Below are 14,315 nucleotides of genomic sequence, written 5' to 3' on the forward strand. Positions count from 1 at the left end.
TTAACCTCTCCTTATGATTTCTTTTGTTTTGAGTTCGTTCATCTTGCTTGAAAGGAAATCCCATTTTCCCCAGAATATCTCGAGCTTCTCCTGACCCGCTTCATTCAGGGTGTAAAATTTTCTTGGCGGCCCTACTGTGCTTTTCTTCTTTTCAATATTTACTAGGTTATTTTTTTCAAGGCGCATGGTAATGGTGTACACAGTGCCTTCCACCACATCCGTGAACCCCAGTTCTCTCAGCTGCTGCGTGATCTCGTACCCATACGTTTCGCCACGGCTGATGATCTCAAGGACACAGCCCTCCAGGACCCCTTTCAGCATTTCTGTTAAGTTTTCCAAACATTCACCCCCTATATTTCAGTTTCGTACTCAGTAATACTAACTACCACTATATAGTATGACGAAGTAGTGGTTTTGTCAACCCAATTTATAAAAGCTGAAGATGAATAATTCGATCTTCAGCTTTTGCCGTGGATATTTATGAAAGATAGTGAAACAGAAGAAATGATAGTCCTTAGAAAGGATTCTCAATCAACCACCTTACATTTTAATCAAAAGACTCTGCCATTTGAATCAGCTGTGTTTTACTCACTTCTTTTGGGGTTAATTTAGGGTAATAAGTCACTTCATAATACAGGTCATCTTTCCAGCTAAGGACTCTTCTCCCGGCGATATCCGGAATGAAATCACCATAAATATCATGTCCGATTTTCACCCTTTCGATCTTATCTGCTGCATACTCTGGTTTAGATGAGGAAATTCGGATATCCATCATATTGATATCAGCGTTTAATAAAGACATTTCCGCTTCCTGTTGATCTTCTACAACTGAAAAATTGGTCACCTTCATTTCAGCAAATGGAACCTGTGTTGGTGTTTTAAAATCAAATGTCATGATGTTTTCCTTTGGAGAGTAATGTAGATCGTACATCCTGTCTCGGGGCTCTGACCAGACAAATAGTATGGTCAGAATGGAAGCAACTAATATTACAGAGTATAATCGTTTCCGTTTAGTTACGTTCAAAAATCCTATACTGTTAATCATTAACCCACCTTATATGTTTATATTTTTGAAGAGGTATCAACCCTTATGAAAACAGTCTCCAATTCCCCTCCGAAACAACTTCCACTTCATCATCGATCACCTTGATGGCTGTCTGATCATCAATGGCATACGATGGTCCCTTTATTCCTCTGGCCCATTTCTCTGCATCAGCCATCGTATTTTCAGGCAGCATCTCGTGGTCCAGATGGGGGAATATCGAAAAATCAACCATTCCGAGCGCTTCATCTTGGCCGTTCGGAGGATTCCAGCCAACAAAGTCTTCTCCGACGACAGGCGCCATCACCATACTCCCTGCACTCATTCCCACATAGACTGCATCCAGCGACGGCAAAAGATCTGCAAGTCCGGATTGTCGCATCCAATGAGCCAAATAGAGAGCGTCACCGCCGGATACGAGAAAGACATCCGTCTCTTTAACGAGTGGTACCCAGCGTTCTTTATGGATGCTTGGCAACGCTGTTAGTTCCAGTACGCCGACAGACTTCCATCCCAAATCCACCATGGGATTCTCTGAATTTCCGCTGATGAACTCCCACGTTCTGACGCCGGGACCGACCCAGGGGTGTCCGTACATGGCGGTGGGGATGCATAGGGCAGTGCAATCGGCGATCGGTTTATCGAGCATCGCAACCAATGCTTCGTGTATGCTTTTGTTATTGACGCCTGCTGATGTGAGCAGTAATTTCATGATTTCATCTCCTTAGTGTGATCAAAACGGATTTTCATTTATGCACTAGATCTTAACCAGCGCTACTTGTTCCATAAGGAATTCAACAAAAATGGCCTTTTATCCTCCTTGGATAAAAGACCGCGTTTATTTACCATTTGCTGTTGCTTCGTTCCCTTATATCTGCCGTCATATGTTATACACCTTTTCTGTAATATTTAGACAAAAATTCATCCACTATCACTTTATGGCTTTTAACCATATTGGTTGGCAGTTCATCAGGATAAAAAAATTCAAATGTAATCGATTCAGATTGATCTATGTTCAATTCTCCTTCATACCCCTCCGAATAATAGGCAACCGTTACGACGTAAAACTCATCACCATTTTCGGCCTTTACATAGTGTTCCGGTCCTGAATACACATTGATTAAATGAAGTTCATCGACTCTCAATCCCGTTTCCTCATATACTTCCCTTCTCGCAACCTCTTCAGTGGATTCCCCAAGTTCCATCAGTCCCCCCGCAATTCCCCAGACACCTTTCGGATATGTTCGCTGTTGAAGCAGTAACCTTCCCATTTCATCCACAATAACCGTCACGGCCCCTACAAATAGTAATGGCCTGTGACCCACGATTTCCCTCAATTCTTCTATGTATCCCATCATCTAAACTCCTTTTCATGCTATTTCACCTTTAATATTGCATTTCAAACCTTTCCTTTATTTTCGTACCAATTATTTCAAATGGTGGAGGTTTGGGCAAGCCCCTTCATCATGTAAAAGGATTATACGAAAGAATGGCTTCACTCTGTACCAAAAACCAACATTGACAGTTGTATTGATGCCATATACAATACACATATAAATACTATGCATAGGTATACTATGTATATGGAGGGAACCAATCTATGAAAATAAGTAAAGAGCTGCTGAAAGGGAGTACCACTACCCTGATATTAAGCTTGCTGGATGCCAAACCGATGTATGGCTATGAAATTATTAAAGAGCTGGAATTGAAATCTGACGGCATTTTCAACATGAAAGAAGGGACGATCTACCCCATCCTGCACACACTGGAGGATAAAGGATTCATTCTGTCTTATTGGGAAGAAGGGTCTGGAAAGAGAAAAAGAAAATACTACAAGTTAAATGACTCCGGAAGAGAATTTATTCAGGAAAAGAAAGCGGAATGGTCCACATTTAAACAGGCTGTGGACCAAGTCCTTAATGGAGAGAAAAGCGTATGGGAATAGAAAAAAAGATTGATTCGTATATTGAAAGAATCTGTAAGCGGGTCAGAAACAAAGATGTCCATGCTCAAATAACGTTTGAAATTCAGGATCATCTCCTTTCATTGAAAGAGGAAGCCATGAGCAGAGGGCTCTCTGAGGAAGAAGCAATCGACTATGCTCTAACACATTTGGGAGACGCAGATGTAGTGGGTGAACAGTTAGATAAGACCCATAAAGCCCCTCTGGATGTCAAAACCATTCTTCCAGTAATGGCCGCTTCTCTATTCGGGTTATTGATCATGTATTATTTGCAATTCCATTCCACTATTGCAGACCTCAATGAAATGAGTGTTTTCAATAAAAGTCTTGTTTTTTATATAATCGGTCTTCTGATCATGCTGGCTTTGTATACCTTCGATTATCGGAAACTATTAACCTACTCGAAGTACGTTTACGCGGGGACGGTCCTTCTTCTACTTTTGACCGTTATAACTGGCGATAGAGTGGATGGTGTGCCATTTTTAAATTTAGGTATTGCCCATGTGAATGTGACGGAAGTGACTCCCTATCTTTTGATCATTTCCTTTGCAGGTATCTTTCATTCATGGAATTGGAAGAGTACACGTTCGTTATGGTTTGGTGTAGGAATGATTTCAATCCCCATCGCTTTATTGTCGACGACTGGTGCCTTAGCCACTACCTTCATCAGCATTCTGGTCTGTACTGCCATCATGCATGCTTCGAGTGCCGCCCTTAAACAAGTGATCACATTTGCAGCCGTCTCGACTATATGGCCGATTGTGCATTTGTTCATGCATGCCCAACATACGAGGATCAGTCCATATGCTCACCTGCCATTTAAGGATGCGGATCTTATAGGGAATACCCTTAAGACTGCTCCAAGCTTCATGTCCGAAGTTCATACAGATTTTATCCTGGCGTATACCATCTATTCATTTGGCTGGTTGGCCGCCATCGCGGTCTCCGGGACGATTGTCTATTTTATATACAGAGCCTTTACCCTTTCAAGAAGTGTGAATAATGCCTTCGGTAAACTGCTTGTGGTTGGCCTTGCCGCTACTTTTACAGCTCAATTTACAGTAAGCATTCTTGCAAATATGGGATTATCGGCTCTTCCTGGAGTTTCCGTTCCATTTATTAGCTTTGGCGGCTCCCATATCATCTTTGAAATGCTGGCAGTAGGATTGTTATTGAGTATATATAGAAGACGAAATACCGTTGATTTGGTTGTGGCAAATTAATAAATTCATAGATAAAAAGGAACAGCTTGAGTTACTGTTCCTTTTTATTGTACATATAACATATTACTCAAAGTATTTTATAAACCACCAAACTGTTCACTTCTAACATTCCTCTAGATCATACTTTTACCACATGAACTCGATATCTTATTTTAACCATCCTTATACTTTAATCAATACCTTCCCCTCATACGCACGACTCTCGATCAAATCATGAGCCTGTTTGGCTTCACTTAAATCGAATACCTTGGCAATGGGGAGCGTTACTTTGGCAGCTGCAAATAGCTCAATCACTCTTTCAGCAGCGGGAGCCAACATGTCCGGACGATGCTTCCTCGTTGTTCCCAGGCTGAACCCTTTTACATTTCGGCAGGAGGAATGAACATCGCTTGTGTTGAAATGTCCCGCACTGCCACTGCTGTTACCGAATTGAACGAGGGTTCCGTATAAATCCAGGCAGTCCAGACTCGCCGACGTGACTTCTCCGGCCACGGAATCGAAAATGACTTGCGCCCCACTTCCATTCGTCAGGTGAAGGACTTCTTCTGAAAACGTGTCGTATGTACACACTAGATCTGCTCCCAACCTCTTTACATAGTCCTCCTTGCTCAAGTTGCCGACCGTTGCAATGACTGTCTTAACCCCGGCAAGCTTCGCGAATTGAACGAGCATGGAACCGACTCCCCCGGCCCCGCTATGGACAACGATCGTATCGCTTTTCTTCACCTGGCCAATTTCATGTAGTAGGATATGGGACAGGATTGACACAGTCGGCATGGCAGCCGCCTGTTCAAAGGAAAGTTCTTCAGGAATTTTAAACGTAAGTTGTTTATGGGCTTTTACATATTCGGCGTATGAACCACCTATCGGAAACGCAATGACCCGGTCTCCTGCCTCAAGCCCGGAGAATTCCCCGGCTTCAACGACAGTCCCAGCTGCATCGAGACCAAGTGTGAAAGGAAATTTCCCCTTTCCTTTTTTGCCCTTCCTTGATTTAATATCTGCATAGTTCACACTCGTACATGCCGTTTTGATCAACACTTCATCTTTACTAATGATTGGAGCCTCCACTTCCGCTAATTGAAGCACATGGGAATCCCCAAATTCATGTTGAATCACTGCTTTCATTCCAACACCCCTTTTCCACTATCTCCTTTTTATTTTAATGTAAAAGTCTGGTATCCGTATAATAGAAAAACTGAAAGGAACATCATAACTGCCGCTTATATTGACAAGGAGTTCTTCCCTATGTTAATTTGTATGTGCAAATGAAAGGATGTTGACCTTATGAATCAAGAAGAAGACGTTCTGATTCACTGCTTATATTTCACGGCAAGCCGTTTTTCCCGCAGCATCACCAAACTTGCTGAAAAACACCTGGATGCCGGGGGACTTGCTCCATCTTACTTTTATATGATCATGGTTATTCACTTCAAGCCTGGAATTACACAGAAAGAACTATGTCAAAAGCTGGCCATTGCTCCTTCAACCAGTACACGTTTCATTGATAAACTGGAAAAGCGAGACATCGTCGTTCGCAAAATGTCCGGTAAGCAAACCTTCATTTCGTTAACGGAGGAAGGGGAAGAATTGTACCGTGAATTCCGCGTGTCGATCAAAGAAATGTTCCAGGATTATTCCGAGACACTGGGGAAGGATTTCAGCCTGGATTTAAGTCGGATGCTGCATGAAGCAAGTCTAAAGCTTGAAAAAGAGTGAGAATGTTTTACACTCTTTTTTTACCCATTCATTTGCATATACAAATATAAAAATCGGAGGAATACATTATGAATAAAACGATTGTCATCATCGGAGCCGGTAAAGGGATCAGCTATGAGACAGCGAAGAATTTCGGATTGAAAGGGTACAAGGTGGCACTCATTTCTCGTACACTCTCTTCACTTCAGGAGCTTGAAACTGATTTAGCGGCGCACGGTATCATAGCAAAAGGATTTCAAGGTGATGTTTCATCCGGATCGTCCATGAAAAAGGCCCTTTCTGAAGTAAGGGCTGCATTTGGTGATAAAATCGAGGTCCTGTTGTATAATGCAGCGTCCATCCGACCTGGACAACCGACTGCGATCAATGTGGAGGATTTCGTTTATGACTTTAAAGTGAACGTGGCAGGTGCACTAGTCGCCGTTCAGGAAATCCTTCCTTTCATGAAAAAAAACTCCGGATCCATTCTTTTGACAGGTGGAGGTCTTGCGCTCTATCCAAGTGCAGACGTTGCTTCATTATCCGTTGGAAAAGCGGGCTTAAGAAACCTCGCTTACAGTCTGAATCAGGAACTGACGCCGAAAGGGATCTTTGTAGGGACTCTGACCATTAACGGATTCGTTCAGGAAGACACTTATTTCTCGGGGGATAAGATTGCGGGAGCTTTATTCAAGATGCATGAGGATAAAGGAGACGTTGAGGTTGTGTACGAAGAGGCGTGACAGATCAAGAGCCATCACAGGGTTGATGTGATGGCTCTCTCTTTATTTATATGGGTTCTCCAGTAATCTGGAAACCGCACGTTCAGCCGACCGGAGAGCACCTTCCAGATGACCGCCACTTTCGGCTGCTGTTTCGGTTCCGGCAAATAGGATTTTCCTTTCCCACACACCTGCATGCCCAAGTGGACCATATTCAGGAAAATTCATCAGCGGTTCAGCATCTTCTTTTACGGCAGTATGTGGGTCATCTGACCAGTCCTTGTACAGAAGGGAGATTGGCGAACCCGCCTGCTCACCGAATAAGCGTTTCAGCTGTTCCAAGACAAGCTCCACTATTTTATCCTCACCCAGCTCCCTGCGCGTTGCAGCCGGCATCCCGAAGAATCCAAACAAAGCACCTGCCCCTTTATCTGGTGAAGCGTCATGTATTTCCTGAAGAGGACCTGCCCAGCTCGTTACCTGACCCGAAAGACCATCCTTCCGCCAGAAAGGCCGTTCATAAATGGCTATTGCCTTTGCCTGTCCCGCCATCCAAGTCGGCATTTCAAGCATGCTTTGGATAAGGGCTTCCGGAAGAGAAGGTGAGAATGAAAGATGTCGTGCCACAAGTCGTGGTGGCATGGCAAGGATCACAGCTTCTGCCTTCCATTCCTTCTTCCCGCCTAGCTCATCAGCTTCGACCGTGATGCCCCCACCGTTATCCATCCGGATTGTTTTTACGGTTGTATTCAACTGAACAGTACCGGGCGGAAGAGTATCATAGACGGCATCAATGAGTGACTTCACACCGCCGTGCAGCCTGAAAGATCTTTGCACAGCTCCTTCCGGTAACACATGCTGTTGCGGGACAACATTTTCTGACTGCTCATAGAGAAGGGCTCCTTCCGTATGCTGCAGGAACGTCTGTAAACCGAGCTCCTTTACAAGACGTGTGATGAGAGGCTCATAGTCAGGCCAGAACCACGTCGGTCCGAGGTCCACTCTCGCAAGGTCCGTCCCTCCGATGGTCTCGCTTATGACTCTTCCTCCAATTCTTCCCCGGGCTTCAAGGACCACACACTCAACGCCTTTCGAGTGGAGGAGGGAAGCGGCTCTGAGACCGCTCAGGCCAGCCCCGACAATGATCACAGGTTTCTTCATGCCGTGACCTCCTATTCTCTTTATAATATAGAGTATTGTAGCAGAAGGGACGGACCTTTTCATTCAGGGGAGCTTAAGCCATAAAAAAAGAGCTTGCAGAAACATTAACTGTCTCTACAAGCTTTTCCTTTACCTACTCTTCATATTGCTCGTTTTCATACGTACCATACTGACCATTCTCCGTATCGATGACACCGCTCGTATACGAATCCATGATCTGCTGGCTTACCTGTTGGTTCGCATTTTCATCATATGTGAACTGCTCTTTCGGATCCTTCTTCTTCATGGTGATTCCCCCTTAAAAATAAGTAGTCTATTCTCCATTATTGTTCGAAAATTGGCTACAGATATAAGTGGGAAAATATAGTATGATGAATGTAAGGAGGGGATCACAATGAGTTTAAAATATCACAACATATTAGTAGCTGTAGATGGATCCAGGGAAGCAGAATGGGCCTTCAAAAAAGCGATTGCCATCGCCAAACGGAACGACGCCATTCTTTCCCTGATCCACGTCATCGACACCCGCTCTTTCGCGGCCATCGAATCCTACGACCGCACAGTGGGAGAAAGAGCCATCAAGTATGCTGAAGAATTATTAAACGAGTACAAAGACGAAGCGGGCAAAGCCGGATTGACCAAAGTCAAAACCTATGTCGAATACGGCTCCCCGAAAGTGATCATCCCAAGAGAAGCAAACAAAAACGTCAAAGCAGATCTCATCATATGCGGAGCCACCGGCCTCAACGCCGTCGAACGCTTCCTCATCGGCAGCGTCTCCGAACACATCACCCGGGCTGCCCACTGCGACGTACTGGTTGTCAGAACGGAAGAAGTGGAAGATTGATTTTACCATCTTCCCCCAAAAAAAGAGCGGTTGAAGGAGAAGGTTCCTTTTCAACCGCTCTTTTTGGTGATATTAGAAAGGAAATCAATCAGCACTATCAATTACACAGATTGAGCAGCCAAAGATCCCAACTCAGCCTTCCCCTTCCCAATCTGCACCTTCACCTGCTCAAATCCCGTACCACCATACGACTTCCGTCTCTCCACAGCCGAATAAGGAGTCAAAATCGAATAAATATCCTTCTCGATCAACGAAGAAAACTCACCATACTCCTCAAGCGATACATCCTTCAGATAGCATCCCTTCTCGATGCAATACAGCACAAGCTTCCCAACGATTTCATGTGCCTGTCTGAACGGAATCCCCTTCGTCGCCAGGTAATCCGCAAGCTCTGTCGCATTGGAAAAATCATTCCCGACCGCTTCCTTCATCTGTTCACTATTCACCTTCATCGTCGAAATCATGCCCGTAAAGATCTTAAGCGATCCCACGACGGTTTTCACCGTATCGAACATGCCTTCCTTGTCTTCCTGCATGTCCTTGTTGTATGCAAGGGGCAGACCTTTTAACACAGTGAGAAGAGAAATGAGATTTCCATTCACCCTGCCCGTCTTCCCTCTGACAAGCTCCGCCATATCCGGATTCTTCTTCTGCGGCATAATGCTGCTACCCGTCGTGAAACTGTCATCAAGCTCGATGAATCGGAACTCCTCCGTGGACCACAGGATCATCTCTTCCGCGAGACGGGAAAGATGGGTCATCATGATCGAGCTGTTGCTCAGGAATTCCAAGATGAAATCACGGTCACTTACGGCATCGAGACTATTTTCATAGCAAGCACCGAAGCCAAGGAGCTCGGCTGAATATTCCCTGTCGATGGGGAATGTCGTTCCTGCCAGTGCCCCAGCTCCCAATGGGGAGATATCGATTCTTTTCAGAGAATCAGCGAGTCTCTCCTTATCACGATTCAGCATCCAGAAATAACACATCAGATGATGAGCGAACGAGATAGGTTGGGCACGCTGTAGATGAGTGTACCCTGGAATGATCGTTTCAACATTTGCTTCCGCCTGGGCGATGATCGCTTCCTGAAGGTCCTCAACCAGCTTGACGATTTCCTCCACACGTCTTTTTAAAAAGAGATGCATGTCTGTCGCCACCTGGTCGTTACGGCTTCTGCCCGTGTGGAGCTTGCCGCCGACCTCACCGATTAAATCGATCAGATGCTTCTCCAGATTCAAATGAATGTCCTCATATTCAACGGAAAACTGAAGCTCATTCTTTTCAGCTTTTCCATACAGCACATGGAGGCCATCGAGGATCTGATCGGATTCACTGTTTGTCAGAATCCCGCACTTTTTCAACATTTTCACATGGGCGATGCTGCCTTCAATGTCCTCCAGTACAAGCTCCTGGTCGAATGAGATGGATGCATTAAATTCATCCACCCACTCTTCAGGCTTTTTGGTGAAACGGCCTCCCCACAGCTTACTCATAGAGTGACTTTCTCTTTCTTCTCAGCGTTGACCATGGAAGACACCTTCGTCGGCAGACCCCATAGTTGAATGAATCCAATGGCAGCATCATGATCAAATTCATCCGCTTTTGTGTACGTTGCAAGGTTTTCATCATACAGGGAGTTCGGTGATTTTCTTCCTTCGACGATGGCATGACCTTTGAATAATTTCACGCGTACGACACCATTTACATACACTTGCGTTTGATCAAGGAATGCCTTCAACGCTTTATTTAATGGAGAGAACCAAAGTCCCTCATAAATTAATTCTGTCATTTTTTTCTCGATCACCGGTTTGAAATGGGCAACTTCTTTCACCAATGTCAGGTCTTCCAGTTCCTTATGAGCTTTTAAAAGAGTCATGGCAGCCGGACATTCGTATACTTCACGTGACTTGATGCCGACAAGACGGTTTTCCACATGATCGATACGTCCGACTCCGTGCTTACCGGCCAGCACATTCAGTTTCGCAATGATTTCATCAAGAGGATATGCCACGTGATTCAGTTCCACAGGCACCCCTTTGGAAAACGTGATTTCAACCACATCTGCTTCATTTGGCGATTCTTCGATGCTTGATGTTAGGTCGTATGCATCTTCCGGTGGTGCAGCCCAAGGATTTTCGAGCACTCCGCACTCATTGCTTCTGCCCCATAGATTCTGGTCGATGCTGTATGGTGAATCAAGATTGATGGGAATCGGAATCCCCTTATCCTTCGCATATTCAATTTCCTCTTCACGTGACCATTTCCATTCACGAACCGGGGCGATTACTTCTAAATCAGGATTCAATGCCGCGATGGACACTTCGAATCTCACCTGGTCATTTCCTTTTCCCGTACAGCCATGTGCCACGGCCGTTGCGTTTTCCTGTTCGGCAATTTCTACAAGTTTTTTTGCAATCAACGGTCTTGATAGAGCGGACACCAGTGGGTACTTTCCTTCGTAGAGTGCATGACTTTGCAGCGCGATAAGCGCGTAATCATTTGCGAACTCTTCTTTCGCGTCGATCACATAGCTCTTGGAAGCTCCCACCGTCAATGCCTTCTCTTGTACAAAATCAAGGTCCTTTCCTTCCCCTACATCCAGGCAGCATGCAATGACTTCATATCCTTTTTCCTTTAACCATTGAACTGCAACCGACGTATCCAAACCACCTGAGTAGGCTAATACCACTTTTTTATTCATCCGTATCTCCTCCTGTTGATTTTCTATATAAATGAATATTTATTCTTTAAGATGAATTTATATTAGCAGTTTACGAGAAATACATCAATACTTATTCATGAATTTGTATAATTATTTTATGGACAATTGGTGACATCCCCTTCGCACTGGGCTTCAGCAGGAATTTATTGTAGGATGAAAGAAGAATGAAATGTGAGGAGCATCCAGATAGATGACGAACGAATTTTTTTCATATGATTCAAGACTGGGAATCCACCTCCCATTGCAGTTGAAGGAATGGCCGAAATATTCATCAGAGGAACAGGAAGTGATTCTCCTGGAGTGGGAGCGTGTCCGGGGAACCATTCCAGACCGGATCGGGGAAATTGATGGGGAGATCGAGCGCCTTCAGGATGAACTGGCTGGGGAAGATGATTTTGAGCGGTCCTGCAAGATCAATCATGAAATCTCTGAACGTGCTTCGGAAATCAATGATCTATGGCTTTGGTACCGGACCAATCCGGAAAAAACAGAAAGGGAATGATGCGTTGAACACATCATTCCCCTTTTTTTATTGTTCATTTTTCTTATCGCGCAGATAGCGGTATTGATAATATTTTTCGGCAAAATCAGTGATCTTCCTGGAAAGCTGATAATTGGAGCCCGCTCCGATGGCAATGCTGACAAGAGGCAGACCCGACCACTTCTTACCCTTAAACATGGTGATGGCCATCGCTTTCAGTGCCTGCTTCATGGACCCCTCGAGCCACGTATAATCCGTCAGCTGCTCCGACCCGTCGTAGAAGTAATTGGAATCCTTCTTGTTCAAGTCCTCCTTCAGATCCTCCCAAGCAAGAGCCCGGAGCCTTGCCGGCAAGGTTGCGGCATGGAACACCTTCAGCGACGTCATCATTTCAAACGGCGTCTGAACATCGAATCCATACGTGATGGCGATGAGCTGCACCGAACGGAGATTGATGACGAGCATGGCAGGCAGATCCGAACCCAGAGCCACCAGCCCCCCGGTACCCGTCACCCCTCCTTGCAACAGGGAGTAGATGCGATGGCGTCCCGCATGCTGCTCCGCTATGTAATGAAGCTGGTCAATCGTTAAATAATGAAGATCCTCGACCGTCTGAATGTCCTGATTGAAGGCCCGCGCCGTCACAAGGATCCGCTCCCTTGCGTCATTTTGCATCTGTGAACCTTGAATCAGGGAATGCATATGAAACAACCAGCCATCAAGACGCTGAAAAAACTGATCCTGAACATCTTCAGGAATCGATTCAAACGCGTAATCCAGCCACTTCACATATGTATGCTCCAAATCATTCGCTTCATATTCATACAACTCTTCTCTCCAAGCCTTGATCGACTGCCATACCTGATTATCTCGTTCTGACCAGTTCACTTCTCCCCACTCCTTACATTCCTTAAATTACGTATAGTATACCATATATGGAATGGACAAATCCTTTGTGACGGGGATAATGGTGGGAATAGTCAGTATACTCTATTCGCAAAGAAAATCCGACAATCCGGCATGATTTATTGGAATATCGCATAATAGATGTGAATCTCGCATGAAAATGTAAATACACGCACGATTATCCTAAATCCGGCATGATACAGGTCATTTTCCGCATGATTCCTCCGCTAGGGATTTTTTTGAGGTCCGTCCCTCATTTTCTGAACAAAAAAAAGGACCGCCATAGCCGGCGATCCCGTTTCATTTATTAGATATTCCCTTTTTCCACAACATCACGAGCAATCATGACTTCTTCATTCGTAGGAATGATCATGACTTTTACCGGTGAATGCGGATAGTTGACGAATGCTTCTTTACCACGGACCTGATTGCGTGCCGGATCCCAGTATACGCCCATGAATTCCAAGCCTTGAAGGACTTTTTCACGGATCAATGTACTGTTTTCACCGATACCAGCCGTGAAGACGATCGCGTCTACACCGTACATGCGTGATGCATAGGAACCGATGTATTTGTGGATACGGTTAGCGAACACTTCAAGAGCCAATTCCGCACGCTCGTTACCTTCTGAAGCCTGCATCTCGATATCACGAAGGTCACTTGAGAATCCTGATACACCAAGCATACCGGATTTCTTGTTCAGGATATTTAATACTTCATCAGCCGTTGATCCTGTTTTCTCCATGATGAACGGGATAAGGGCCGGGTCAATATTACCTGAACGAGTTCCCATGGCAACACCGGCAAGTGGTGTGAAGCCCATGGATGTATCGATGGATTTCCCGCCTTCGATGGCTGCGATACTTGCACCATTCCCTAAGTGACAAGAAATCAGGCGCACTTGCTCTTCCGGACGGCCAAGCATTTCAGCTGCACGCTGAGATACATACTTGTGGGAAGTCCCGTGGAAACCATATTTACGGATTCCGAAATCTTCATAGTACTCATACGGAAGGCTGTATAAGAATGAGCTTTCAGGCATCGTTTGGTGGAACGCTGTATCAAACACAGCAACCGCAGGAACATTCGGCAGTACGCTTTGGAATGCCTTGATTCCCGTTAAGTTTGCAGGGTTATGAAGGGGTGCCAGATCAGAAAGTTCTTCGATTTTGTTAATCACTTCGTCAGTGATCAGAACGGATTCATTGAAGACTTCCCCACCGTGTACAACACGATGTCCGATACCTTCGATTTCATCAAGCGAGTTGATGATGCCATAGCCTGTCAGCTTTTCAAGCAGCATTTTAACCGCTACTTCATGGTTCGGGATATCCGTTACTTCTTCACGTTTCTCATCGTTCACTGTTATATTGAAAACCGCATCGTTCAATCCGATACGTTCAATTAGACCTTTGGTAATGACTGTTTCTTCAGGCATATCAAAAAGCTGAAACTTTAGCGAAGAGCTTCCAGCATTAATTGCAATCACTTTTTTTGCCACGTTGTATCGCTCCTTTTGTTTTCGATCTATCGACTCTACCATTATT

The 14,315-nt window shown here is 44.9% G+C and carries 17 protein-coding genes; 6 read left to right on the forward strand and 11 right to left on the reverse strand.

The window, feature by feature from the left end:
• The 4 genes from P8596_RS18695 to P8596_RS18710 form a co-directional block, all read right to left on the reverse strand.
• Entirely contained in the window at positions 1–339 is a 339-nt protein-coding gene (locus P8596_RS18695; RefSeq protein WP_224522210.1) for a PadR family transcriptional regulator, read from the reverse strand.
• Positions 340–547: 208 nt separating this feature from the next.
• Positions 548–1,045: a hypothetical protein gene (locus tag P8596_RS18700; protein WP_279724689.1), complete on the reverse strand. Its 498-nt coding sequence runs from the start codon at positions 1,043–1,045 to the stop codon at positions 548–550.
• Positions 1,046–1,088: 43 nt separating this feature from the next.
• Positions 1,089–1,754, reverse strand: coding sequence for a Type 1 glutamine amidotransferase-like domain-containing protein (locus P8596_RS18705; RefSeq protein ID WP_279724690.1), 666 nt, complete (start codon positions 1,752–1,754; stop codon positions 1,089–1,091).
• Between the two features lie 175 nt (positions 1,755–1,929).
• Positions 1,930–2,397, reverse strand: coding sequence for an NUDIX hydrolase (locus P8596_RS18710; protein WP_279727029.1), 468 nt, complete (start codon positions 2,395–2,397; stop codon positions 1,930–1,932).
• A 245-nt stretch (positions 2,398–2,642) separates the two neighbouring features.
• On the opposite strand from P8596_RS18710, the gene P8596_RS18715 reads away from it, so the two are divergent.
• Both P8596_RS18715 and P8596_RS18720 read left to right on the forward strand, forming a co-directional pair.
• The gene (locus P8596_RS18715) at positions 2,643–2,987 is read left to right on the forward strand and encodes a PadR family transcriptional regulator (protein WP_279724691.1); all 345 of its coding nucleotides are present in this window, start codon (positions 2,643–2,645) and stop codon (positions 2,985–2,987) included.
• The gene (locus P8596_RS18720; protein WP_279724693.1) at positions 2,978–4,228 is read left to right on the forward strand and encodes an FtsW/RodA/SpoVE family cell cycle protein; all 1,251 of its coding nucleotides are present in this window, start codon (positions 2,978–2,980) and stop codon (positions 4,226–4,228) included. Before P8596_RS18715 ends, P8596_RS18720 begins: the two co-directional genes overlap by 10 nt.
• 162 nt (positions 4,229–4,390) lie before the next feature.
• Here P8596_RS18720 and P8596_RS18725 read toward each other — a convergent pair whose 3' ends face one another.
• Positions 4,391–5,356: a quinone oxidoreductase family protein gene (locus P8596_RS18725; protein ID WP_279724695.1), complete on the reverse strand. Its 966-nt coding sequence runs from the start codon at positions 5,354–5,356 to the stop codon at positions 4,391–4,393.
• Between the two features lie 159 nt (positions 5,357–5,515).
• Here P8596_RS18725 and P8596_RS18730 point away from each other — a divergent pair, with 159 nt between their 5' ends.
• Positions 5,516–5,947: a MarR family winged helix-turn-helix transcriptional regulator gene (locus tag P8596_RS18730; RefSeq protein WP_254652153.1), complete on the forward strand. Its 432-nt coding sequence runs from the start codon at positions 5,516–5,518 to the stop codon at positions 5,945–5,947.
• A 68-nt stretch (positions 5,948–6,015) separates the two neighbouring features.
• Positions 6,016–6,669 carry an SDR family NAD(P)-dependent oxidoreductase gene (locus tag P8596_RS18735; RefSeq protein WP_279724697.1) on the forward strand — a complete coding sequence of 218 codons (654 nt, stop codon included), beginning with the start codon at positions 6,016–6,018 and terminating at the stop codon, positions 6,667–6,669.
• A gap of 42 nt (positions 6,670–6,711) precedes the next feature.
• Here the strand turns inward: P8596_RS18735 and P8596_RS18740 are convergent, their stop codons facing one another.
• Entirely contained in the window at positions 6,712–7,809 is a 1,098-nt protein-coding gene (locus P8596_RS18740) for a flavin monoamine oxidase family protein (RefSeq protein WP_279724699.1), read from the reverse strand.
• 133 nt (positions 7,810–7,942) lie between these two features.
• The gene (locus P8596_RS18745) at positions 7,943–8,095 is read right to left on the reverse strand and encodes a hypothetical protein (protein WP_179886503.1); all 153 of its coding nucleotides are present in this window, start codon (positions 8,093–8,095) and stop codon (positions 7,943–7,945) included.
• A gap of 108 nt (positions 8,096–8,203) precedes the next feature.
• Here P8596_RS18745 and P8596_RS18750 point away from each other — a divergent pair, with 108 nt between their 5' ends.
• Positions 8,204–8,656 carry a universal stress protein gene (locus P8596_RS18750; protein WP_279724701.1) on the forward strand — a complete coding sequence of 151 codons (453 nt, stop codon included), beginning with the start codon at positions 8,204–8,206 and terminating at the stop codon, positions 8,654–8,656.
• A 101-nt stretch (positions 8,657–8,757) separates the two neighbouring features.
• Here the strand turns inward: P8596_RS18750 and argH are convergent, their stop codons facing one another.
• Positions 8,758–10,152, reverse strand: coding sequence for an argininosuccinate lyase (gene argH, locus P8596_RS18755; protein ID WP_279724702.1), 1,395 nt, complete (start codon positions 10,150–10,152; stop codon positions 8,758–8,760).
• Positions 10,149–11,360: an argininosuccinate synthase gene (locus P8596_RS18760; protein WP_279724703.1), complete on the reverse strand. Its 1,212-nt coding sequence runs from the start codon at positions 11,358–11,360 to the stop codon at positions 10,149–10,151. The genes argH and P8596_RS18760 overlap by 4 nt, the downstream gene beginning before the upstream one ends.
• A gap of 211 nt (positions 11,361–11,571) precedes the next feature.
• Between P8596_RS18760 and P8596_RS18765 the strand changes: the two genes are divergently transcribed.
• The gene (locus tag P8596_RS18765; RefSeq protein WP_279724705.1) at positions 11,572–11,883 is read left to right on the forward strand and encodes a hypothetical protein; all 312 of its coding nucleotides are present in this window, start codon (positions 11,572–11,574) and stop codon (positions 11,881–11,883) included.
• Between the two features lie 27 nt (positions 11,884–11,910).
• Here the strand turns inward: P8596_RS18765 and P8596_RS18770 are convergent, their stop codons facing one another.
• Both P8596_RS18770 and P8596_RS18775 read right to left on the reverse strand, forming a co-directional pair.
• On the reverse strand, positions 11,911–12,750 hold the full coding sequence (locus tag P8596_RS18770) for an EcsC family protein (RefSeq protein WP_224522198.1): 840 nt from the start codon (positions 12,748–12,750) through the stop codon (positions 11,911–11,913).
• 325 nt (positions 12,751–13,075) lie between these two features.
• Positions 13,076–14,269, reverse strand: a complete 1,194-nt coding sequence (locus P8596_RS18775; RefSeq protein ID WP_224522197.1) for an acetate kinase — start codon at positions 14,267–14,269, stop codon at positions 13,076–13,078.
• Positions 14,270–14,315 lie beyond the last annotated feature (46 nt).

The sequence above is a fragment of the Rossellomorea sp. DA94 genome (assembly GCF_029834455.1).
In the GTDB taxonomy this organism is placed as follows: domain Bacteria; phylum Bacillota; class Bacilli; order Bacillales; family Bacillaceae_B; genus Rossellomorea; species Rossellomorea vietnamensis.

Bases quoted from the DNA above. Each gene is read 5' to 3' on its own strand.
- P8596_RS18700 (WP_279724689.1), bottom strand. From the start codon at position 1,045: ATGATTAACAGTATAGGATTTTTGAACGTAACTAAACGGAAACGATTA.
- P8596_RS18705 (WP_279724690.1), bottom strand. From the start codon at position 1,754: ATGAAATTACTGCTCACATCAGCAGGCGTCAATAACAAAAGCATACAC.
- P8596_RS18710 (WP_279727029.1), bottom strand. From the start codon at position 2,397: ATGGGATACATAGAAGAATTGAGGGAAATCGTGGGTCACAGGCCATTA.
- P8596_RS18715 (WP_279724691.1), top strand. From the start codon at position 2,643: ATGAAAATAAGTAAAGAGCTGCTGAAAGGGAGTACCACTACCCTGATA.
- P8596_RS18720 (WP_279724693.1), top strand. From the start codon at position 2,978: ATGGGAATAGAAAAAAAGATTGATTCGTATATTGAAAGAATCTGTAAG.
- P8596_RS18725 (WP_279724695.1), bottom strand. From the start codon at position 5,356: ATGAAAGCAGTGATTCAACATGAATTTGGGGATTCCCATGTGCTTCAA.
- P8596_RS18730 (WP_254652153.1), top strand. From the start codon at position 5,516: ATGAATCAAGAAGAAGACGTTCTGATTCACTGCTTATATTTCACGGCA.
- P8596_RS18735 (WP_279724697.1), top strand. From the start codon at position 6,016: ATGAATAAAACGATTGTCATCATCGGAGCCGGTAAAGGGATCAGCTAT.
- P8596_RS18740 (WP_279724699.1), bottom strand. From the start codon at position 7,809: ATGAAGAAACCTGTGATCATTGTCGGGGCTGGCCTGAGCGGTCTCAGA.
- P8596_RS18745 (WP_179886503.1), bottom strand. From the start codon at position 8,095: ATGAAGAAGAAGGATCCGAAAGAGCAGTTCACATATGATGAAAATGCG.
- P8596_RS18750 (WP_279724701.1), top strand. From the start codon at position 8,204: ATGAGTTTAAAATATCACAACATATTAGTAGCTGTAGATGGATCCAGG.
- argH (WP_279724702.1), bottom strand. From the start codon at position 10,152: ATGAGTAAGCTGTGGGGAGGCCGTTTCACCAAAAAGCCTGAAGAGTGG.
- P8596_RS18760 (WP_279724703.1), bottom strand. From the start codon at position 11,360: ATGAATAAAAAAGTGGTATTAGCCTACTCAGGTGGTTTGGATACGTCG.
- P8596_RS18765 (WP_279724705.1), top strand. From the start codon at position 11,572: ATGACGAACGAATTTTTTTCATATGATTCAAGACTGGGAATCCACCTC.